Genomic DNA, 20,827 nt, shown 5'->3' with positions numbered 1-20,827 from the left:
TCAGGAGTCCTGCAGCCAGGCGAGACCGTCGCGCCCGACCAGCGCGCTCGACGCAGCCGGGCCCCAGGTACCCGCGGTGTAGGGGCGCGGCGGCGTCGTGTCCTGCTCCCAGCCTTCGAGGATGGGCTCGATCCAGCGCCACGCGGCGTCGAGTTCGTCGCGACGCATGAAGAGCGTGAGCTTGCCGCGGATCACGTCCATCAGCAGGCGCTCGTAGGCGTCCCACTGGCGGCCGTGGTAGGTCTCGGCGAAGTCGAGGTTGAGCGCGACCGGGCGCAGGCGCATCTCGTCGCCGGGCACCTTGGCCATCAGGTGCAGCTCCAGGCCCTCGTCGGGCTGCAGGCGGATCACCAGGCGGTTCGGTGCGCGCTCGCCGGAGAGCGAGGGGAACAGCGCGTGCGGCACGTCACGGAAGTTCACCACGATCTCGGCGAGGCGCTCCTGCATGCGCTTGCCGGTGCGCAGGTAGAAGGGCACGCCGGCCCAGCGCCAGTTGTTGAGCTCGGCCTTCAGCGCGACGAAGGTCTCGGTGCGGCTGCCGGCGGGGATGCCCGGCTCCTCGAGGTAGGCTGGCACCGGACGGCCCTCGACCGCGCCGGCGCGGTACTGCCCGCGCACGGTGCGGGTGGCGACGTCCTCGGGCGTCATCGGGCGCAGCGCGCGCAGCACCTTGAGCTTCTCGTCGCGCATCGCGTCGGGGTCGATGCTCGCGGGCGGTTCCATCGCGACGATGCACAGGAGCTGCAGGAGGTGGTTCTGCACCATGTCGCGCAGCGCGCCGGTGTTGTCGTAGAACTCGCCGCGCCCTTCGACGCCGACGGTCTCGGCCAGCGTGATCTGCACGTCGCGCACGCAGCCGCGGCTCCACAGCGGTTCGAACAGCGTATTGCCGAAGCGCAGCGCAATCAGGTTCTGCACCGTCTCCTTGCCCAGATAGTGGTCGATCCGATAGATCTGCTCTTCCCTGAAGATCGCACCGACCTGTTCGTTGATTTGCCGTGCGGAGGCGAGATCACGGCCGAGCGGCTTTTCGAGCACGACGCGGCTGTCGGGCGTGACGAGACCGGCGCCGCCGAGGTTTTCGCAGATCGACGCGAACAGGCTGGGGGCGGTCGCAAGATAGAACACGCGCACGCGCGCGGGATTCTCGGCGAGCGTGGCGCCCAGGCGCTCGAAGTCGCCCGCCTCGCGGGCATCGACTCGCACGTAATCGAGCGTGGCTGCGAAGGCCGCCCACGCGCTGTCGTCGAAATCGCGCGCGGCGACGAACTTGCGCGCCGCGGCTTCCACCTTCGCGACATATGCCTCGCGCGAGAGCTCCTCGCGCCCGACGCCGACGATGCGCCAGCGCGCGGTGTCGCCGCCGGCGACGCTATCGCGGTGACGGTAATACAGCGCCGGGAGCAGCTTGCGCATCGCGAGATCGCCGCTGCCTCCGAACAGGATCAGGTCGAACGCTTCAAGAGGGATCAATTTTTTGCCTCGTCCATGTGTTCTTGTGGGGCCGTCGCCTTTCCGGGACTGCGGGAACGCGTCGGTAGTAAATCTACAGACCATTAAAGTCGGAAAAATGTAGCAAGTCAACACAAAATATCTCAACCCGACTTCGCTCCCGTACGGGGCGCAGCTCCGCACCCTTCAAGGCATTTGCCCATTAAAACTCAGTTCAAAGCGCTTCTGATTTCTGGCGAAATCGATCAGCCGGACTACAAGTTTTCACTTTTTCCACAAAAATGGGCTTGCATTTCTACATGTAGCAAATCTACACTTGTGTCAAAGCAAGTCGCCAGAACCCTCGCTGAGAGACAAGAAGGCGACGCCACGACACAAAGGAGACAGCATGTCCCTCAACCCCATCCTCGCCCGCGTCACCGACCGCATCCGCGCCCGCAGCGCCGCCTCGCGCGCCGCCTACCTGACGCGCGTCGACGCCGCCGCACGCGCCGCCGGCACCGCGCGCACCCATGTTTCCTGCGCCAACCAGGCGCACGCCTACGCGGCCTTCGAGCCGAACGACAAGCTGGTGCTGCGCCAGGCGCGCCTGCCCAACCTCGGGATCGTGTCCGCCTATAACGACATGCTCTCGGCGCACCAGCCCTTCGAGCGCATGCCCGCGCTGATCAAGGAAGCGGCCCGCGGTGCCGGTGCGGTCGCCCAGTTCGCCGGCGGCGTGCCGGCGATGTGCGACGGCGTCACGCAGGGCGAGGCGGGCATGGAACTCTCCCTCTTCTCGCGCGACGTGATCGCGATGTCGACGGCCGTGGCGCTGTCACACAACGTCTTCGACGGCACGCTGTGCCTGGGCGTGTGCGACAAGATCGTGCCGGGCCTGCTGATCGGCGCGCTGCAGTTCGGCCACCTGCCGACGATCTTCGTGCCGGCCGGCCCGATGACGACCGGCATCGGCAACGACGACAAGGCGCGCGTGCGCCAGCAGTTCGCGCAGGGACTGGCGACGCGCGAGGAATTGCTCGCCTCCGAGATGGCCGCCTACCACGGCCCCGGCACCTGCACCTTCTACGGCACCGCCAACAGCAACCAGATGCTGATGGAAGTGATGGGCCTGCACCTGCCGGGCGCAGCCTTCGTGAATCCCGGCAACACCCTGCGCGACGGGCTGACCCGCGCCGCCGCCCAGCGCCTCGCGCGCATCACGCGCCTCGGCAACGAGTACATCCCGATCGCGAAGGTCGTCGACGAGCGCGCGATCGCCAACGCCATCGTGGGCCTGCTCGCGACCGGCGGTTCGACCAACCACACGATCCACCTCGTCGCGATCGCCGCCGCGGCGGGCATCCACATCGACTGGAACGACTTCGACGAACTCTCCGCCGCCGTGCCGCTGCTCACCCGCATCTACCCGAACGGCAGCGCCGACGTGAACCACTTCCACGCCGCGGGCGGCATGGGTTTCCTGATCCGCGAACTGCTCGGCGCGGGATTCCTGCACGGCGACGTGACGACGGTGATGGGCGAAGGCCTCGCGCGCTACGCGGAGGAGCCCTGGCTCGACGGCGAGACGGTCGCGTGGCGTGCCACGGTCGCCGAAAGCCTCGACACCGCCGTGCTGCGCCCGGCCGCCGACCCGTTCAGCGCCGACGGCGGCCTGAAGCTGCTGCAGGGCAACCTGGGACGGTCGGTGATCAAGGTCTCCGCCGTCAAACCCGAGCACCGCATCGTCGAGGCGCCCGCGATCGTGTTCGACAGCCAGGACGACGTGATGGCGGCCTTCAAGCGCGGCGAACTGACGCGCGACTTCATCGCCGTGGTGCGCTTCCAGGGCCCGCGCGCCAACGGCATGCCGGAACTGCACAAGCTCACGCCCGCGCTCGCGGTGCTGCAGGACCAGGGCTACCGCGTCGCGCTCGTCACCGACGGCCGCATGTCGGGCGCCTCCGGCAAGGTGCCGGCGGCGATCCACGTGACCCCGGAATGCCTCTCCGGCGGACCGCTCGCCAAGGTGCGCAGCGGCGACCTGATCCGCCTCGACGCCGAGGCCGGCACGCTCGAAGCGCTGGTCGATGCCGCCGAGTGGGCCGCACGCGAGCTCGCGACGGCGAACCTCGACGCGAACCAGCATGGCGTCGGCCGCGAACTCTTCTTCAACGCGCGCGCCAACGCCTGCGGCGCCGAACAGGGGGCCAGCACTTTCGGCTCCACCCTGCCCGGCCCGCTGCCGCTCGCCTGACCCCCGAATTCCGGAGAACTGATCCATGGACATCCATACCCTCCTCGCCGCCAGCCCCGTGATGCCGGTGATCGTGCTCGACAAGGTCGCCGACGCGGTGCCGCTCGCCCGCGCGCTGGTCGCCGGCGGCATCCGCGTGCTCGAAGTCACGCTGCGCACCGCCGCCGCGCTCGAAAGCGTGCGCGCGATCCGCACCGAAGTACCCGATGCGATCGTCGGTGTCGGCACCGTCGTCACGCCCACCGACCTCGCCGCCGCGGCCGAGGCCGGAGCGGTGTTCGCGGTGAGCCCCGGCGCATCGCCCGAACTGCTGCGCGCCGGGCGCGAATCGGCGATCCCGCTGCTGCCGGGCGTGATGACGCCCTCCGACGTGATCAACGCGCTCGCCGCCGGCTACACCGCGATGAAGCTCTTCCCCGCCGCGCAGGCGGGCGGCATCGGCATGCTGAAGGCGCTCGGCGGCCCCTTCCCGCAGGTTCGCTTCTGCCCGACCGGCGGCATCGACCTCGCGAGCGCGCCGAACTTCCTCGCGCTGCCCAACGTCGCCTGCGTCGGCGGCTCCTGGCTCACTCCGGTCGACCGCGTGCGCGCCGGCGACTGGGCCGCGATCACCGAACTCGCCCGCGCCGCCGCGGCACTGCGCCCGAGCGAGGCCGCGTGATGATCGTCGCGTCCGCGCCCGTCGCCCCCTCTGTCGCGAGCCGGAACAGGAACACCTTCCATATGCGCAAGGTGCTGCGCTCCGGCATGGAAGCGATCGAACTGCATGACGAGCGCAGCGGTGCCTTTGCGGTGTTCGCGCACCGCGGCGCAACGCTGCTCGACTGGCGCGTGCGCGACGGCAGCGAACTGGTGGCGCTGACCGACGGCTACCTTTCCGCCGAAGAGCTCGCCAGCCAGAACGGCGTGCGCAACGGCATCCTTGCCCCCTTCCCCAACCGCATCGCAGGCGGCCGCTACCGCTTCGAAGGACGCGATCACGATCTGCTGCCCGGCGTTCCCGCCGCCGACCGGCTGATCTACCACGGTTTCCTGCGCACGATGGACCTCAAGGTCGCGAACGTGCAGGAGACCTCCACCGGCGTCAGTGTGCTGTTCACGGGAGTGATCGCCGCCGATTCCTTCCCCGGCTATCCCTTCGCGCTGAAATTCAACGTGCGCGTGAGTTTCGCCGCACGCAGCATCGGGCTCACGGTGACGGCGACGAACATCGGCGAGCGTGCAGCGCCCTACGCCGCAGGCTGGCATCCGTATTTCCGCCTGGGCGACGCGCCGCTCGACAGCATGGAACTGACGATCCCCGCGACCCGCTGCATCGTCACCGACGCGAAGCTCCTGCCGCTCGACGACGAGGCCGCCTACGCGCCGGTCGGCGAGGCAGCCCTGCCGGACTTCCGTCAGCCGCGCCGCATCGGCGACGCGGTGATCGACGGCTGCTACGGCGGCGCCCGCCCAGAAGCCGACGGCCTGATCCGCAGTCACCTGCGCGACCCCGCGACCGGCCGGCAGCTGACGATCTGGCAGCGCGGCGGCCTGACGCACGTCTTCACCGGCGACACGCTCGCCCGCGACCCGCGCCGTTCGATCGCGATCGAGCCGGTCGAAGCCATGACCGACGTCTTCAACCGCCCGGAATGCGCGCGCGACATCCGCCTGCCCCCGGGCGCGACCTCCAGTTTCAGCTGCGGCGTCGAGTTCGACGTCAATGCCGCAGGCACTCCTCCCAACCCGTTTTCAGCGACCACCGCATGAGACCCCAGATGCCCGGCAAGAACACCAAGATCATCGCAACCGTCGGCCCCGCGAGCGCCGACGAGAACACCTTGCGCGCGCTTGCGGAATCGGGGGCGGACGTCTTCCGCCTGAACTTCAGCCACGGCACGCACGACGACCACCGCGCCGTGTACCAGCGCATCCGCGCCGTCGAGGAGCGCCTCGGCCGCCCGATCGGCGTGCTGATCGACTTGCAGGGGCCGAAGCTGCGCCTGGGCACCTTCGCCGAGGGCGGCGTCACGCTGTCGCGCGGCGACCGCATCCGCTTCGACCTCGACCCGACGCCGGGCAACGCCGAGCGCGTGTCCATCCCGCACCCGGAGATCATCGCGGCTGTCGGCCCCGGCCACGTGCTGCTGGTCGACGACGGCAAGATGCGCCTGCAGGTGGTCGCGAAGAGCGAGGGCGTGCTGGAAATGGAAGCGCAGACCGACGGGCGCCTCTCCGACCGCAAGGGAGTGAACGTCCCCGACGTCGCGCTGCCGCTCTCCGCGCTCACCGCCAAGGACCGCCGCGACCTCGCCTTCGGCCTGGAACTGGGCATCGACTGGGTCGCGCTGTCCTTCGTGCAGCGCGCCGAGGACATCGCCGAAGCGCGCGCGCTGATCGGTGACAAGGCCTTGCTGATGGCGAAGATCGAGAAACCTTCGGCGATGGTCGAACTCGAACAGATCATCGCGCTCGCCGACGGCATCATGGTCGCGCGCGGCGACCTCGGCGTGGAGCTGCCGCCCGAGGACGTGCCGGGCCTGCAGAAGCGCATCGTGCGACTGTGCCGCCGCGCGGGGAAGCCGGTCGTCGTCGCGACGCAGATGCTCGAATCGATGATCTCCGCGCCCGCCCCCACCCGCGCCGAAGCCTCCGACGTCGCGACCGCGGTGTTCGATGGCGCCGACGCGGTGATGCTCTCGGCCGAGACCGCTTCGGGCAAGTACCCCGCCGACGCGCTCGCGATGATGAGCCGCATCATCGCCCGCACCGAGGCCGATCCGCTGCAGCGCCAGCTGATGGAAGCGGTCGGCGCGGATCCGAAGGGCAACACCACCGACGCGATCGGCACCGCGATCCGCGCCGTCGCAGCGACCTTGCCGCTGTCGGCCACGGTCGCCTTCACGGCCTCCGGCTCGACCGCACTGCGCATCGCGCACCAGCGCCCGCGCTCGCCGATCCTGGGCCTCACGCCGTCGCAGTCGGTCGCGCGGCGGCTGTGCGTCGTGTGGGGCGTGCGCTCGCGCCGGTCGGTCGAAGCCTGCGCGGTCGAGGAGATCGTCAACGTCGCACTCGAACACTGCCGCGCCGAAGGCCTCACCGCACCGGGGCAAGCGGTCGTCGTCACCGCCGGCGTGCCCTTCGGCACCCCCGGCAGCACCAACCTGCTGCGCCTCGCGTGGCCGGAGGGGGATATCACGGCTGCCGACACCGAAGGCGAGATCCCATCACGTGGGAGCGGCTTCAGCCGCGAAGGGGCCGCCACCGGAGCGACGCCGTCGATTCGCGGCTGAAGCCGCTCCCACATCAAGTGCGCCCCACGAACAAACTATTCAAGAGAGAACGAGAGAGACAACCATGAACGCCACCACCATCCAGGCCCGCCTGCATTCCCTGTTCCCCACCGAGGCCGACATTCCGGCCGACTGCCGCGTGCTCGCGCCGCTGCACCAGCGCGCGATCCTGCTCAACGGCGAGATGCAGATCTGGAAGGGCGAGACGCGCCCGGTCTATTCCCCGGTCGCGATGCGCGCCGCCGACGGCAGCCTCACGCACGTCGAACTCGGCAGCTTCCCCGTCACCGGGACCGATGAGGCCGACGCCGCGATCGCCGCCGCCGCCAAGGCCTACGACAACGGCCGTGGCCAGTGGCCGACGATGTCGGTCGCCGACCGCATCGCCTGCGTGGAGAACTTCACCAACCAGATCGTCGCGCGCCGCCGCGAGATCGTGAACCTGATCATGTGGGAGATCGGCAAGAGCCTCGCCGACTCGGAGAAGGAATTCGACCGCACGATCGACTACATCAAGGCGACCATCGCCGAGCTGAAGAACCTCGACAACGCGAACTCGCGCTTCCAGATCGTCGACGGCACGATCGCGCAGATCCGCCGCTCGCCGCTCGGCATCGTGCTGTGCATGGGCCCGTACAACTACCCGATGAACGAGACCTTCTGCACCCTGATCCCGGCGCTGATCATGGGCAACGTCGTGCTGTTCAAGCCGCCGCGCTTCGGCGTGCTGCTCTACTACCCGATGCTGGAAGCCTTCCGCAGCGCCTTCCCGGCCGGCGCGATCAACATCGTGTACGGTCAGGGCAGCGTGGTCGTGCCGCACATCATGAGTTCCGGCAAGGTCAACGTGCTCGCGCTGATCGGCACCAGCAAGGTCGCCGACCAGCTGAAGAAGGCCCACCCGAAGACCAACCGCCTGCGCGCGGTGCTGGGGCTGGAGGCGAAGAACGCCGCGATCATCCTGCCGGACGCCGACATCGAGCTGACGGTCAAGGAATGCATCGCCGGTTCGCTGTCCTTCAACGGCCAGCGCTGCACCGCGATCAAGATGATCCTCGTGCACCAAGCCATCGCCGACCAGTTCCTGCGCCGCTTCTGCGAGGAGATCGGCAAGCTCAAGATCGGCATGCCGTGGGAAAAGGGCGTGACCATCACGCCGCTGCCGGAGATGGCCAAGGTCGGCTACATGAACGAGTGCATCGAGGATGCTGTCGCGAAGGGCGCGAAGGTGCTCAACGACAACGGCGGGGCCTCGGTCGAGACGATGTTCTACCCGGCCGTGGTGTTCCCGGTGAAGGAAGGCATGAAGCTCTACCGCGAGGAGCAGTTCGGCCCGGTGATCCCGGTCGCGCCCTTCGAGGACATCGAGACCGCGCTCGATTACGTGATCACGTCCGACCACGGCCAGCAGGTGTCGATCTTCGGCACCAACCCCGACCAGATCGCAAGCCTCGTCGATCCGCTGGTGAACCAGGTGTGCCGCGTGAACCTCAACGCCCAGTGCCAGAGGAGCCCCGACGTCTTCCCCTTCGCCGGCCGCAAGGACTCGGCCGAAGGCACGCTGTCGGTGCATGACGCGCTGCGCTCGTTCTCGATCCGCACCATGGTCGCCGCGAAGCAGACGGAAGCGTCGAAAAAGCTCCTCGACAGCATCGTGCTGGGGAACAAGTCGAACTTCGTGAATACGCGCTTCATCCTGTAAGCGAACCGCTCGCCGCGTTCACACCGCCGCTCCCTCCCCTTCAAGGGGAGGGTTGGGGTGGGGATGGGGGGACTCCGCAGCGTCTGCAAGAGCCCCATCCCCATCCTGTCCTTCCCCTTGAAGGGGAAGGAACCTTCTAAGCCTCCCCTTCAAGGGGAGGGAGCAGTCCGTGCCGACCGAGCCTCTTATGCGATTGACTGCTCCCTTACGAGACACACCGCAATGACCGCCATCACTTCGATCGAAGCCCTCGAAATCCTCGACTCCCGCGGCAACCCGACCCTGCAGGCCACGGTTCGCCTCACCTCCGGCCACGCCGGCACCGCCGCCGTGCCCTCCGGCGCCTCCACCGGCGCGCGCGAAGCGCTCGAACTGCGCGACGGCGACGCCGCCCGTTTCGGCGGCAAGGGCGTCACCAAGGCCCTCGCCAACGTCGAAGGCCCCATTGCCGCCGCCCTGAAGGGCCGCGACGCGCGCGACCAGGGCGCGATCGACGCGCTGCTGTGCGAACTCGACGGCAGCCCCGACAAGTCGCGCCTCGGCGCCAACGCGCTGCTCGCGGTGTCGCTCGCGACCGCCCATGCCGCCGCGAACGCGCAAGGAATCCCGCTCTACCGCCACCTCGGCGACGCCGCACGCGGCTTCACGCTGCCCGTGCCGCTGATGAACGTCATCAACGGCGGCGCGCACGCGAACAACAGCCTCGACATCCAGGAATGCATGATCGTGCCGCACGGTTTCGAGCGCTTCGGCGACGCACTGCGCGCCGGCGTCGGCGTGTTCCACGCGCTGAAGGGCCTCCTCGACAAGAAGGGTTACCCGACCTCGGTCGGTGACGAAGGCGGCTTCGCGCCAAACGTCAGCGGCACGCGCGAGGCGTTGGACCTGATCCTCGAAGCCATCGAGCGCGCCGGCTACAAGCCCGGCTCGCAGATCGCGCTCGCGCTCGACTGCGCCGCGTCCGAATTCCATAGCGAGGAGTCCTACCACCTCGAAGGCGAAGGCAAGCGCTTCTCCCGCGCCGAGTTCTGCGGCTACCTCGCGGACCTCGTCGGCGACTACCCGATCGTCAGCATCGAGGACGGCATGGCCGAGGACGACTGGGCCGGCTGGGGCGTGCTCACCGACCGCCTCGGCCGCCGCGTGCAGCTCGTCGGCGACGACCTCTTCGTCACCAACACCGAAATCCTCGCGAAAGGCATCGAGAAAGGCATCGCCAACGCCATCCTGATCAAGCCGAACCAGATCGGCACGCTGAGCGAAACGCTGGCGGCGATGGAAATGGCGCGCCGCGCCGGCTACGCGTCGATCGCGTCGCACCGCTCGGGCGAGACCAGCGACACGACGATCGCCGACCTCGCCGTCGCCACCGCCTGCGGCCAGATCAAGACCGGCTCGGCGAGCCGCTCCGACCGCGTCGAGAAGTACAACCGCCTGCTCGCGATCGAACGCGAGTTGGGTGCCGACGCGCGATTTGCCGGCTCGAAGGCGTTCCGAACTTGAGGTTCATGGCAGATTCACGAGCAGATGGAGACCGCACGGGCACTCCCTCCCCTTCAAGGGGAGGGTTGGGGTGGGGATGGGTTAAAGCAGCCCCGCCAGAAACCCATCCCCCTCCTGACCTCCCCCTTGAATGGGGAGGAACCGGACCCCAAGCCGAGCTCATCTCCTGCCCGAACGGTATTTGACTGCCGCGCCATCAACAAACGATTGCTCTCCAACCGGCACCGCATCACAACGCTCACTCCCTGGCGGTGGTGCCGGTCCTTTTTATTCCCCCTCGGCCGCGCCGCACGGCGGGCCGTTCGCTTTCCGGAGCCTTGCCGTGAACGCTGCCCTCCCCGCTGATCCGACCGCCGACAAGGACCAGGCCCTGCGCGAAGACATCCGCCTGCTGGGCCGCCTCCTCGGCGACACCGTGCGGGCCCGCGAAGGCGAAGCCGTATTCGAGCTCATCGAACGCATCCGCCGCGACTCGATCCGCTTCCGCCGCGACGCTGATCACGGCGCACGCGACGAGCTGGAGGCCGCGCTCGACCGCCTCTCGCGCGAGGACACCCTGCACGTCGTGCGCGCCTTCAGCTACTTCTCGCACCTCGCGAACCTCGCCGAGGACCAGCACCACATCCGCCGCTCGCGCGCGCACCTGATCGCGGGCTCCGCGCCGCGCGAAGGCAGCCTCGCGCTGGCGATGAACCGCGCCCTCGACGCCGGCCTCGACGCCACCGCCCTGTCCGACTTCTTCGCCAGCGCGCAGATCGTGCCGGTCCTCACCGCGCACCCCACCGAAGTCCAGAGGAAGAGCATCCTCAACTGCCAGACCGCGATCGCGCGCCTGCTCGACCAGCGCGACCGCATGACGCTCACGCCCGAAGAGCGCCGCGAGAACGGCGACGCGCTGCGCCGCGGCGTGCTGACGCTGTGGCAGACGCGCATGCTGCGCCCGGCCAAGCTCTCGGTCGTCGACGAGGTAAACAACGGTCTCGGCTACCACGACACCACCTTCCTGCGCGAAGTGCCGCGCCTCTACGCGAACATCGAGGACGCGCTGGCCGAGCGCGACGAAAGCCTTGCGGCGGACGACCTGCCCGCCTTCCTGCAGGTCGGCAGCTGGATCGGCGGCGATCGCGACGGCAACCCCTTCGTCACCGCCGACATGCTCGAACAGGCGCTGGCGATGCAGTGCGAGCGCGTGCTCGATCACTACCTCGACGAGCTGGAGATCCTCGCCTCGCAGCTCTCCCTCGCCTCACTGCTGGCGCCGGCCTCGGACGAACTGCTGGCGCTCGCCGACGCCTCGCCCGACCGCTCGCCGCACCGCAGCGACGAACCCTACCGGCGCGCCGTTACAGGCATCCGCGCCCGCCTCGCGGCGACCCGGCATGCGCTGCTCGGCGGCCCCGCCGCACCGGCGGCGGCACGCCCCAACGCGCCCGACGCGGCCCCCCCTTACACCGACCCGCAAGCCCTCGCCGCCGACCTCGACATCGTTCATCACTCGCTGCTTGCGAACGGCTCGGCCGAGCTCGCCCACGGCCGCCTGCGCCGCATCCGCCGCGCGGTCTCCGTGTTCGGCTTCCACCTCGCGCCGATCGACCTGCGCCAGAACTCCGAGGTGCACGAGCGCGTCGTCGCCGAACTGCTCGAAGTGGCCCAGCCCGGCACCCGCTACGGCAAGCTCACCGAGGAACAACGCATCGCGCTGCTGGTCGCGGAGCTTTCGAGCGCACGGCCGCTGCACTCGCCGCACTATGCCTATTCCGACGAAACCGCCTCGGAACTCGCAATCTTCCGCATGGCGCGCGAGGCCCATCGCCGCTACGGTCCGGCGTCCGTGCCCAACGCGATCATCTCCAAGACCGACGGCGTCTCGGACCTCCTCGAACTCGCCGTGCTGCTCAAGGAAGCCGGGCTACTCGATCCGCGCAGCGACACGCTCGCCGTGAACGTAATCCCGCTCTTCGAGACCATCGCCGACCTGCAGGCGAGCGGCCCGGTGATGGACCGCCTGCTCTCGCTACCGACCTGGAAGCGCCTCCTCCCCTCGCGCGACCGGACGCAGGAAGTCATGCTCGGCTACTCCGACTCCAACAAGGACGGCGGCTTCCTCACCTCGGGCTGGGAGCTGTACAAGGCCGAGATCGCGCTAGTCGAAGTCTTCCGCCGCCACGACGTGCGCCTGCGCCTCTTCCACGGCCGCGGCGGCTCGGTCGGGCGCGGCGGCGGGCCGAGCTACCAGGCCATCCTCGCGCAACCCGGCGGCGCGGTGCAGGGCCAGATCCGCCTCACCGAACAGGGCGAGGTGATCGGCGCAAAGTACGGCAACCCTGAAGTCGGCCGCCGCAACCTCGAAGTGCTGGTCGCCGCGACCCTCGAAGCCACGCTGCTCGCCGGCAAGGAACCCGCCCCGCGCGCGGAGTTCCTGGAAGCCATGGACGAACTCTCCGACTCGGCCTTTCGCGCCTACCGTGGCCTGGTCTACGAGACCGACGGCTTCGAGACCTACTTCCGCGAATCGACCATCGTCGACGAGATCGCCCAGCTCAACATCGGCTCGCGTCCCGCCGCCCGCAAGAAGAGCTTCGCGATCGAGGACCTGCGCGCGATCCCCTGGGTGTTCAGCTGGTCGCAGTGCCGCCTGATGCTGCCCGGCTGGTTCGGCTTCGGCGCCGCCGTCACCGACTACCTCGACCGCCACGGCCCCACCGGCCTCGAGCGCCTGCAGGCGATGCACCGCGAATGGCCATTCTTCACGACGCTCCTCTCCAACATGGACATGGTGCTCGCCAAGAGCGACATCGCCATCGCCAGCCGCTACGCCGGCCTGGTGCGTGATGCGGCCGTGCGCGACGCGATCTTCCCGCGCATCCGCGCCGAGCACGAGGCCACCGTCGCCGCGCTGCTGAAGATCACCGGGCAGAACGAGCTGCTGGACGCCAACCCGCTGCTGAAGCGCTCGATCCGCAACCGCTTCCCCTACCTCGACCCGCTCAACCACGTGCAGGTCGAGCTGCTGCGCCGCCACCGCGAAGGCGCCGACGACGAACGCATCCGCCGCGGCATCCACCTGTCGATCAACGGCATCGCGGCCGGCCTGCGCAACAGCGGATAATGCCGACCTTTCACCGACACCCCCGGCCATGACCGCCACCGAAGCCATCGGCTACCTCGCCGCCCTCCTCACGACCGCCTCCTTCGTGCCGCAGGCGCTGCACATCTGGCGCACGCGCGACGCCCGCGCGATCTCGCTCGGCATGTACGCGGTGTTCTCCACCGGCGTCGCGCTGTGGCTCGCCTACGGCGTGCTGGTCGGCTCGTGGCCAGTGACGCTCGCAAACGTCGTCACGCTGTTCTTCGCCCTGAGCATCCTGTTCATGAAGCTCCGCTACGACCGCGAGCGGCGGAACCGGCGGCCATGAAGGGAGTCGAGCTGGCCGGCCTGCACCACGTCGCCATCATCTGCAGCGACTACGCGCGCTCGAAGCGCTTCTACACCGAAGTGCTCGGCCTGCGCGTGATCGCCGAGACCTGGCGCGCCGCACGCGACTCCTGGAAGCTCGACCTCGCCCTGCCCGACGGCACGCAGCTCGAACTGTTCTCCTTCCTCGATCCGCCGCCACGCCCCACCCGCCCCGAAGCCTGCGGCCTGCGCCACCTCGCCTTCGCCGTCACCGACCTCGACGCCGCCGTGCGCGCGCTCGAAACCCGCGGTGTCGCGGTCGAACCGATCCGCCTCGACGAACTCACCGGCCGCCGCTTCACTTTCTTCGCCGATCCCGACGGGCTGCCGCTGGAACTCTACGAAAACGCGGCGCGGTAATCACCACCACCACAAGGCGATGTCACCACGCAAAGCCCCTATCCGGGCGGAACGAATCATGGCGTTGCGGTTGTGCGCCGTTCACCATGCACCCAACCGAGATGCAGAGAGATTCCGTCGATCGGCGCCGCGGAAACGAGTCGGTTCACTTCCGCCTCCACGCCGGTGCCGAAGAGAGCGACAAAATCGGCGAAGTCCTGGAACCATTGGTGCTGGTCGCTGAACGAGTGCACCAGCATCACCGCGTCGCGGGCGCAGAAACGCCTGGCTTCGATCAGCGCGGAGGCAGTCCGGTGGAGTAACTGGTAACGAATGCCATCGGGAATGTTACCGTCCAGCCCGAGGGTCTCGGCCAGGTATTTCAGGCGTAGCGTCTTGCCGGGGGAGGCATCCGCGCGCCATTCACCGACCGTCTTGTCGAAGGGCTCCTCGACCTTCCCCTCCACGGCGATGGAGATGAGACCGCTGCCCCCCTTCGCCAAGGTCCAGATGTCATTTTGCGACGGACGTGCACCGCCGGGTAGCGGAACCTTCCATTCGGGAAAGATCAGCAGCGGTTCCGCGTCCTCAAGAGCGGGATGTTGGTTGAGAACGCGCGCGATCTCGATCGGATAACCACTCTGGGTCTCCCATGCGTACGCGAGCGTTTTCGCGGAATAGCCGGACACCCAGTGCTTGTCCGGGTCCGCCAGAAGGGCGCGCCAGTCCTCGGGGCCACGGGTCGGGACGTAGATGCGGTTCATGGTCTTCCTTTCCTTTTTCGTTAATGCATTTAGACGAGGGCCCGCTCACCCACGCTCGCCCGCCACGCCTTCGGCGTCACCCCGAACTGCGCGCGGAAGTTGCGGATGAAATAACTCGGGGTCGCGAACCCACAAGCCCAGGCGACCTCCTTGCCCGCCAGTTCCGTATGGCGAAGCAGGTGCGCGGCCCGCTCCACGCGCTGGCGGGTGATGTAGGCAATCAGATGCTCGCCGGTCGCCCGGCTGAACACATGCGAAAGATAGTCCGCGGTGCATCCCGACTGCTGCGCCAGCCGCCGCACGCTCAGTGCGTGATCGCCCAGCTGGTTCTGCACGAGCAGCCGCACCCGCGCCACCAGCGGCGGCTCGGCGCGCGGGTCCGCCGACGTGTCGTCCAGCGCCCTGAGCACTCCCCCGATGGCGGCGACCACCAGACCGCAGCGCTGCGCACGGCCCCATTCGTCCTCGCCCGAGGTGACGATTCGCGCGGCGTCGCTCATCCACTCCCGCACCCGGGCAGCCTGCGCGTGCCGGCGCGCTTCCAGATGCAGGATGCCGGGCACGCCGGGGGCCGCCTCGTGCGCGAAATGGCAGGTCAGCGAGTCGCCTGCCGCATAGATCACGATATTGCGAAACGCCTCGCCTTCCGCGCCGCCCACGCGCTCGGCGTGAAGGAGCTGCGGTGGCATGAGCAGCGCCTCGCCCGGACCGAGCCGACACTCCGCATGCGGAAAGCGAAACTCCGTCCAGCCCGAGAGCTGCACGAACAGCTCGGGCGCCACATGGAAGTGCCCTTCACCGCGCGTCACGATCTCCGGCGGCAGCCCGGGCAATTGCAGGGGCATGCGCCCGGCGCCGATCCGCGCAAGCGCCTCACCTAGGCTCGCACGCAGTTCCCCCGCCAGTCGGGTCTCCAGCCCATCCCGCCGCAGGCCTTCGGAAAGCGTCGTCGGATCAGCCGCCTGCGGATCAAAGATTTCTTTCATTCTTTGCAGCTTTGTCGCACTGATTTTCGTTGAGACGGCCCATCCCCGCTCGCTAAGATTTCCCTGCTAGCGCACCAACCTGCAGGACATCAAGGCCTCCCCCGCAACAGAGCGGGCAAACCACATCTTGGAGCACTCACGTGTCAAAGACAAAGATTTCTGTGATCGTCTGGAACGAGTTCCAGCATGAACGCGAAAATGACGCGATTCGCGCGATCTACCCCGACGGCATCCACCACGCCATCGCCAGCGCATTGCGTGAAACGCCAGCCCTTCAGCCCGGCGCCCTGCCCCTCGAGATCGGCACCGCCACGCTCGACCAGTCCGAACACGGTCTCAGCGAAGCGCGCCTCGCCGACTGCGACGTGCTGCTGTGGTGGGGGCACAAGGCGCACGACCAGGTCTCCGACGCCGTCGTCGAGCGCGTCCAGCGTCGCGTGCTGGAAGGCATGGGCCTGATCGTCCTGCACTCCGGCCACTTCGCGAAGATCTTCCGCCGCCTCCTCGGCACCAACTGCTCGCTCAAGTGGCGGGAGGCCGACGAGAAGGAACGCGTGTGGGTCGTCGAACCCTCGCACCCTATCGCCGCCGGCCTCGGCGAGTACTTCGAACTGCCCAACGAGGAGATGTACGGCGAACGCTTCGACATCCCGCAGCCGGACAGCACCGTGTTCATCTCCTGGTTCGAGGGCGGCGAGGTGTTCCGCTCCGGCTGCACCTGGGAGCGCGGCCACGGGCGCATCTTCTACTTCCGCCCCGGCCACGAGGCCTACCCCACCTATTACGACGCCAATGTCCAGCGCGTGCTCGCCAACGCCGTCCAGTGGGCCGCACCGCGCGTGAACATCGTCGACCGCTGCCCGATGGCGGCACCGCTGGAAAGACTGAGCCCCAAGCAGATCAGCTTCTCCAAGGTCGGCATCCAGCAAAACAAGGGAGACATCGAATGAAGGACTCGTACAAGGTCGAGGTGAAGGAAGCCACCCCACGCGCCGATTCCCGCCGCCTGCGCGTCGGCGTGGTCGGACTCGGCATCGGCCGCCTGCACATCGAAGGGTGGCGCGAACACCCCCAGGTTGACGTCGTCGCGATTGCGGACCCCGACGGCGAACGGCTCGCCCAGGTCGGCGACGCCTTCGCCATCGGCGCCCGCTACGACAGCGCCGAGGCCATGCTCGCCGCCGAGAAGCTCGACGTCGTCAGCGTCTGCACCCCCAACAAGTACCACCAGGCAATCACCCTCGCCGCCTTCGCCGCCGGTTGCCACGTGCTGTGCGAAAAGCCGATGGCGATGAATGCCGAAGAGGGGCGCGCCATGCTGGCCGCCGCACGACGCAGCGGCAAGCGCCTGATGATCAACTTCTCCTACCGCTTCAGCGCCCAGTCGCGCGCGCTGAAGGCGCAGGTCGATGCCGGCCTTTTCGGCGACTTCTATTTCGGCCGCTCGACCTGGCATCGCCGCCGCGGCATGCCCGGTTTCGGCGGCTGGTTCGGCACCAAGGCCCTCGCGGGCGGCGGCCCGCTGATCGACCTCGGCGTGCATCGCCTCGACCTCGCGCTGTGGCTGATGGGCTATCCGAAACCGGTGTGGGTCATGGGCAGCGCCTACGATCACATCGCCCGCCCGCTTGCCGAACAGTCGGGCAAGACCTTCGACGTCGAGGATCTCGCCGCCGCCCTGATCCGCTTCGACAACGGCGCCACCCTCGCGCTCGAAGCCTCGTGGGCGGCCAACATCCGCGAGGCCGAACTGATGGAAACGCGCCTGCTCGGCACCCGCGCAGGACTGCTGCAGCACAACCTGAACGAGGGCTACACCTTCGACGCCCACATCTTCATGGAGCGCGACGGAGGGCAGTTCGACATGCGCGTCAATCCCACCTCCAACCAGGCCCGCTCGGCGATGCACGACTACGCCGACGCCATCCTCGGCGACCGTCCGCACCCCGCACCGGGCGAAGAAGGCCTGATCGTGATGGAGATCCTGGATGCGATCTACGAGAGCGCACGTATCGGCGCTCCCGTCCCAATCGCCCCACAGCCCATCGCCCAGGCCGCATGAGCATCATCGAGGGGGTTGATCGCCCCCTCGGTGCAAGCTCGCGCGTTCCCCGTTCCCCGACAATCCCGGCCGCTGCGCACTCAATGCGCGGCGGCAACCATTGGAGAATGGAAAAGGTACGACAGGAATTCGGGGGAGGCAGAAACGAGCGCGGACTTATCGAAAGCTCCGAAATTCTGGAAACTGCTATATAAAAGATCCACATTAATCTCGAACATTTTGCAGACCGATTCGGTCAGGATCGCGCAATCTCGACATGGGCCTCTTGCGCGCCCTCTTGGCCATTGTCGACAGCGGGAGCTTCTCGATCGCGGCCGCACAACTCGGCCGCACGCAGTCGGCTATCAGCCTGCAGATCAAGCGACTTGCGGTTGCCGCGCTCGAACGCTTCGAGCAGCGCATGTGATTACTGCCCCCCCGAGGCTTATGAGGAGAAAGGAACGATGGCAAATCTGCAGCTTACGATAGGCGACGGCGTCGGCCAGATCGTGCTCGGGCGTGCCGAAGCGCTGAATGCCCTGAGCCGCGCCTTCTGCGACGAAATCGATGCCGCCGTGGCCGCCTTCGAGGCCTCGCCCGAAGTGCGCGTGATCCTCATTTCGTCGGCCCTCAAGCACTTCTGCGCCGGCGCGGACATCCGCGAGATGTCGGCGATGACGCACGAGGATGCGGTCGCCGAGGCCTTCGTCGGCTGCGTGAAAACCCTGGCCGACGCGCGCAAGCCGGTGGTCGTCGCCGTGAATGGGCTCGCTGCCGGCGGTGGCTGCGAACTCATCGAGATGTGCGACATCGTCATCGCCGCCGAATCGGCGCGTTTCTGCCACCCCGAGATCACCCTCGCGGCGATGCCGGGGGCAGGCGGCACGCAGCGTCTCGCCCGCGTCGTCGGCAAGCACGTGGCGATGGACCTTCTGCTCACCGGCCGCGCGATGAATGCGCAGGAGGCACTCGCCGCCGGACTGGTGTCGCGCGTCGTGCCGGACGCCGACCTCGCGTCGACGGCGCTCGCCCTCACCCGCAAGATCGCCGCGTTCTCCAGCCCGGTGGCATGCCGCATCAAGGAGAGCGTGCGCAGCACGCAGACGGGACTCGCCGAGGGCCTGCTCGCGGAACGCGAGCGCTTCCACCTCTGCTTCCTGGAGGACGACTTCCGCGAAGGCCTGCAGGCCTTCCTGGACAAGCGCCCACCGGCGTTCCGCCATCGCTAGGCGCACGCCGCCGGCCGCAGGGGTAGGCTGACCTTGCCGCGAAGGCAGAGTTGAGCATGAGCTGAATATCCGGCCGAGAAAATGACACGGATATGAAACGCCGCTGGAGATCTATCATGCGTCCTGAGAGCTATTGCACTTCAACGTTGAAACTACGCCAGAGGCAAAGCGCAAAGCTACTTTGCCTGTTGTGCCAACCAGTGCCCCAGACAAAGTTGCCACTACGGAAGCTCCTTGCGCAACAGTGCAACAAAATCGGTGATGCGGGAGTGTGACCTTTTGATCAGGTGCAAGGTGTCCGTAGTCGTGCCAGGAAACCTAAACTCGACCCAGTCAAATTCTCTGGTCACTGGGATGAATCCAGGGAGTTCCGCCTTCATTTCTCTTACGGGACGCTGATCGCTGAGAACTAAGGGAGTTCCGTGACCCACCGGAACACCGTCAACGTAGCAATCTCTCATGATGATAGTTGAGTTGCCGCTGATCGATGCAAGCCGCCCAACTTTCGTGACATTTTTCGGTGAGTTCACTCGGACAGGCTTGCTTAGGCTGTTGTGCTTATTGAAATTCGTGTGCTTACAGAGCGACGTCAGCCAATCGTCCCCACAGTGAAATGGCTGGATATCCGAAATAAGCTCGAAAATGTTTGGGGCAAGTCGGTCGATGCCTGGTAGGTTATTAGAGACGCTTCCCATGAACTTTTTCAGATCGGCGCCGTATGGGAAGTAGGGGCTCTTGTCACCCCCAATTTTTCTTTCGTAAATATCTTGTGCCGTGTATTCCAGACAGCTTCTAAGGTGTTCGAGGCATGATTTGACAAGAGGACGAGAGGCCGCCTTTACATCCTCGTCCCGCGACGCGTCTGCATACGCGTCTTCGATTTTCGCAATACCTTGCGCGACCTCGTGTAGTAGTTCTTCGATATCTGAGTAGCGCTTCATATTGTTCTCCGCTTGGGGGTCTAACGTAAAACTTCAGACGACGGCAAAAAGCGCAGCTTTTTGACGGTCGGCTGCAAGCGCTTGTTAGGTGCTTTGCTCAATACTTGAGAAGTCATGATCTGGTTTTTCAAAAAACTTTTCTCGAACCATAGCGATGGATGTAGCGTCCATGACAACCCAATCATCCATCACTTCCCAAATATTGGACTTAATGGTGAGGTAACTATCGATTGCATCATACGTGCCTCCACCAGGGCCTGGGAGCAAAAAGCCAGAACTAACCAAAACACGAACAGCGGGGTCTCCCGGGTCGGTTCTACGTGTGTGGGTTCCTTGTTCGTAAAAGTCGATGAGTACGGCCTTAGACTCAGGTGGCAGCCCGGAAAGTAGGGTAATGATGTTTTTCTTTCGCCTTTTTGCAGAGCGCCATTCAATCCACCAAGAACGGAATCATCCGCCAAGGGCGCCAAGTAATGGAGCCACGATAGCGACGTAAACCCATTGGATTAATTCTATATCCATCACTGCCACATGCACCTAACGTTTGAATTCACCGGCCTGCGCGGCTTTTCGCGCAGGTCCGGTGGAATGATGGGTTGGGCAACAGGTCACCGAATTGCAAACCAAGGGGTCGCGCCAATTCCATCGGGATGACCAAAGTCGGGAACGAGCTTTCCATTCTTGATCGTGAACCAAGGGGAGGCTCCTATCCCCTCGGGGTGACCAAAATCTGGATATACCTTGTTACCACGAATGGAAAACCAAGGGGACGCGCCAATTCCGTCGGGGTGGCCATAGTCGGGATACAACTTGCCGTTTCTCTGCGAGAACCAAGGTGTGGCGCCAATACCATCGGGGTGTCCGTAATCGGGGTATAGCTTCTCTGACATATGCACTCCAAT

The 20,827-nt window shown here is 66.7% G+C and carries 18 protein-coding genes; 13 read left to right on the top strand and 5 right to left on the bottom strand.

Annotated features, from left to right (window positions below; translation table 11 throughout):
• Positions 1–1,473 carry a glucose-6-phosphate dehydrogenase gene (zwf, locus tag GO615_RS20560; RefSeq protein ID WP_169131517.1) on the bottom strand — a complete coding sequence of 491 codons (1,473 nt, stop codon included), beginning with the start codon at positions 1,471–1,473 and terminating at the stop codon, positions 1–3.
• A gap of 367 nt (positions 1,474–1,840) precedes the next feature.
• On the opposite strand from zwf, the gene edd reads away from it, so the two are divergent.
• The 9 genes from edd (at position 1,841) to gloA2 (ending at position 13,985) form a co-directional block, all read left to right on the top strand.
• The gene (gene edd, locus GO615_RS20555; protein WP_169131516.1) at positions 1,841–3,688 is read left to right on the top strand and encodes a phosphogluconate dehydratase; all 1,848 of its coding nucleotides are present in this window, start codon (positions 1,841–1,843) and stop codon (positions 3,686–3,688) included.
• A 25-nt stretch (positions 3,689–3,713) separates the two neighbouring features.
• Complete coding sequence (gene eda / locus GO615_RS20550; protein WP_169131514.1) at positions 3,714–4,349, top strand: bifunctional 4-hydroxy-2-oxoglutarate aldolase/2-dehydro-3-deoxy-phosphogluconate aldolase; 636 nt, start codon at positions 3,714–3,716, stop codon at positions 4,347–4,349.
• A gap of 62 nt (positions 4,350–4,411) precedes the next feature.
• Positions 4,412–5,440 carry an aldose 1-epimerase gene (locus tag GO615_RS20545; protein WP_246262389.1) on the top strand — a complete coding sequence of 343 codons (1,029 nt, stop codon included), beginning with the start codon at positions 4,412–4,414 and terminating at the stop codon, positions 5,438–5,440.
• 8 nt (positions 5,441–5,448) lie between these two features.
• A complete protein-coding gene (gene pyk / locus GO615_RS20540) occupies positions 5,449–6,963 on the top strand; it encodes a pyruvate kinase (protein WP_169131527.1) in 1,515 nt (504 codons plus the stop codon).
• Between the two features lie 64 nt (positions 6,964–7,027).
• On the top strand, positions 7,028–8,665 hold the full coding sequence (locus GO615_RS20535; RefSeq protein ID WP_169131510.1) for an NADP-dependent glyceraldehyde-3-phosphate dehydrogenase: 1,638 nt from the start codon (positions 7,028–7,030) through the stop codon (positions 8,663–8,665).
• A gap of 222 nt (positions 8,666–8,887) precedes the next feature.
• Positions 8,888–10,168 carry a phosphopyruvate hydratase gene (gene eno, locus GO615_RS20530; RefSeq protein ID WP_169131508.1) on the top strand — a complete coding sequence of 427 codons (1,281 nt, stop codon included), beginning with the start codon at positions 8,888–8,890 and terminating at the stop codon, positions 10,166–10,168.
• A 322-nt stretch (positions 10,169–10,490) separates the two neighbouring features.
• Positions 10,491–13,277, top strand: coding sequence for a phosphoenolpyruvate carboxylase (gene ppc / locus GO615_RS20525; protein ID WP_169131505.1), 2,787 nt, complete (start codon positions 10,491–10,493; stop codon positions 13,275–13,277).
• A 28-nt stretch (positions 13,278–13,305) separates the two neighbouring features.
• Positions 13,306–13,584 (top strand): SemiSWEET transporter, encoded by a 279-nt coding sequence (locus GO615_RS20520; protein WP_169131503.1) that lies wholly within the window; start codon positions 13,306–13,308, stop codon positions 13,582–13,584.
• Positions 13,581–13,985, top strand: a complete 405-nt coding sequence (gloA2, locus tag GO615_RS20515) for an SMU1112c/YaeR family gloxylase I-like metalloprotein (RefSeq protein WP_169131501.1) — start codon at positions 13,581–13,583, stop codon at positions 13,983–13,985. Before GO615_RS20520 ends, gloA2 begins: the two co-directional genes overlap by 4 nt.
• A 56-nt stretch (positions 13,986–14,041) precedes the next feature.
• On the opposite strand, the gene GO615_RS20510 is transcribed toward gloA2, so the two are convergent.
• Both GO615_RS20510 and GO615_RS20505 read right to left on the bottom strand, forming a co-directional pair.
• Complete coding sequence (locus tag GO615_RS20510; RefSeq protein ID WP_169131499.1) at positions 14,042–14,728, bottom strand: DUF6946 family protein; 687 nt, start codon at positions 14,726–14,728, stop codon at positions 14,042–14,044.
• Between the two features lie 29 nt (positions 14,729–14,757).
• Positions 14,758–15,714: a helix-turn-helix transcriptional regulator gene (locus GO615_RS20505; protein WP_211167258.1), complete on the bottom strand. Its 957-nt coding sequence runs from the start codon at positions 15,712–15,714 to the stop codon at positions 14,758–14,760.
• A 140-nt stretch (positions 15,715–15,854) separates the two neighbouring features.
• Between GO615_RS20505 and GO615_RS20500 the strand changes: the two genes are divergently transcribed.
• The 4 genes from GO615_RS20500 to GO615_RS20485 all read left to right on the top strand — a co-directional run bounded on the left by GO615_RS20500 (position 15,855) and on the right by GO615_RS20485 (position 18,984).
• Positions 15,855–16,664: a ThuA domain-containing protein gene (locus GO615_RS20500; RefSeq protein WP_169131497.1), complete on the top strand. Its 810-nt coding sequence runs from the start codon at positions 15,855–15,857 to the stop codon at positions 16,662–16,664.
• Positions 16,661–17,776, top strand: a complete 1,116-nt coding sequence (locus GO615_RS20495; protein WP_169131495.1) for a Gfo/Idh/MocA family protein — start codon at positions 16,661–16,663, stop codon at positions 17,774–17,776. The genes GO615_RS20500 and GO615_RS20495 overlap by 4 nt, the downstream gene beginning before the upstream one ends.
• A 256-nt stretch (positions 17,777–18,032) precedes the next feature.
• A complete protein-coding gene (locus GO615_RS20490; RefSeq protein WP_169131493.1) occupies positions 18,033–18,182 on the top strand; it encodes a helix-turn-helix domain-containing protein in 150 nt (49 codons plus the stop codon).
• 37 nt (positions 18,183–18,219) lie between these two features.
• Positions 18,220–18,984 carry an enoyl-CoA hydratase-related protein gene (locus tag GO615_RS20485; RefSeq protein ID WP_169131491.1) on the top strand — a complete coding sequence of 255 codons (765 nt, stop codon included), beginning with the start codon at positions 18,220–18,222 and terminating at the stop codon, positions 18,982–18,984.
• 221 nt (positions 18,985–19,205) lie between these two features.
• Here the strand turns inward: GO615_RS20485 and GO615_RS20480 are convergent, their stop codons facing one another.
• Together GO615_RS20480 and GO615_RS20470 are read right to left on the bottom strand one after the other, a co-directional pair.
• Positions 19,206–19,925 (bottom strand): hypothetical protein, encoded by a 720-nt coding sequence (locus GO615_RS20480; protein WP_169131489.1) that lies wholly within the window; start codon positions 19,923–19,925, stop codon positions 19,206–19,208.
• A gap of 608 nt (positions 19,926–20,533) precedes the next feature.
• Entirely contained in the window at positions 20,534–20,815 is a 282-nt protein-coding gene (locus GO615_RS20470; RefSeq protein ID WP_169131487.1) for a hypothetical protein, read from the bottom strand.
• Between the last annotated feature and the right edge of the window lie 12 nt (positions 20,816–20,827).

The sequence above is a fragment of the Aromatoleum evansii genome (genome assembly GCF_012910805.1).
Classification (GTDB): Bacteria; Pseudomonadota; Gammaproteobacteria; order Burkholderiales; family Rhodocyclaceae; genus Aromatoleum; species Aromatoleum evansii.
This window is presented reverse-complemented; position numbering and strand designations above follow the sequence as displayed.

What these genes read in the sequence shown, in the direction of transcription:
- edd (WP_169131516.1), top strand. Translation starts at nt 1,841, where the DNA reads ATGTCCCTCAACCCCATCCTCGCCCGCGTCACCGACCGCATCCGCGCC.
- eda (WP_169131514.1), top strand. Translation starts at nt 3,714, where the DNA reads ATGGACATCCATACCCTCCTCGCCGCCAGCCCCGTGATGCCGGTGATC.
- GO615_RS20545 (WP_246262389.1), top strand. Translation starts at nt 4,412, where the DNA reads ATGCGCAAGGTGCTGCGCTCCGGCATGGAAGCGATCGAACTGCATGAC.
- pyk (WP_169131527.1), top strand. Translation starts at nt 5,449, where the DNA reads ATGCCCGGCAAGAACACCAAGATCATCGCAACCGTCGGCCCCGCGAGC.
- GO615_RS20535 (WP_169131510.1), top strand. Translation starts at nt 7,028, where the DNA reads ATGAACGCCACCACCATCCAGGCCCGCCTGCATTCCCTGTTCCCCACC.
- eno (WP_169131508.1), top strand. Translation starts at nt 8,888, where the DNA reads ATGACCGCCATCACTTCGATCGAAGCCCTCGAAATCCTCGACTCCCGC.
- GO615_RS20520 (WP_169131503.1), top strand. Translation starts at nt 13,306, where the DNA reads ATGACCGCCACCGAAGCCATCGGCTACCTCGCCGCCCTCCTCACGACC.
- gloA2 (WP_169131501.1), top strand. Translation starts at nt 13,581, where the DNA reads ATGAAGGGAGTCGAGCTGGCCGGCCTGCACCACGTCGCCATCATCTGC.
- GO615_RS20510 (WP_169131499.1), bottom strand. Translation starts at nt 14,728, where the DNA reads ATGAACCGCATCTACGTCCCGACCCGTGGCCCCGAGGACTGGCGCGCC.
- GO615_RS20505 (WP_211167258.1), bottom strand. Translation starts at nt 15,714, where the DNA reads ATGAAAGAAATCTTTGATCCGCAGGCGGCTGATCCGACGACGCTTTCC.
- GO615_RS20495 (WP_169131495.1), top strand. Translation starts at nt 16,661, where the DNA reads ATGAAGGACTCGTACAAGGTCGAGGTGAAGGAAGCCACCCCACGCGCC.
- GO615_RS20490 (WP_169131493.1), top strand. Translation starts at nt 18,033, where the DNA reads ATGGGCCTCTTGCGCGCCCTCTTGGCCATTGTCGACAGCGGGAGCTTC.
- GO615_RS20485 (WP_169131491.1), top strand. Translation starts at nt 18,220, where the DNA reads ATGGCAAATCTGCAGCTTACGATAGGCGACGGCGTCGGCCAGATCGTG.
- GO615_RS20480 (WP_169131489.1), bottom strand. Translation starts at nt 19,925, where the DNA reads ATGAAGCGCTACTCAGATATCGAAGAACTACTACACGAGGTCGCGCAA.
- GO615_RS20470 (WP_169131487.1), bottom strand. Translation starts at nt 20,815, where the DNA reads ATGTCAGAGAAGCTATACCCCGATTACGGACACCCCGATGGTATTGGC.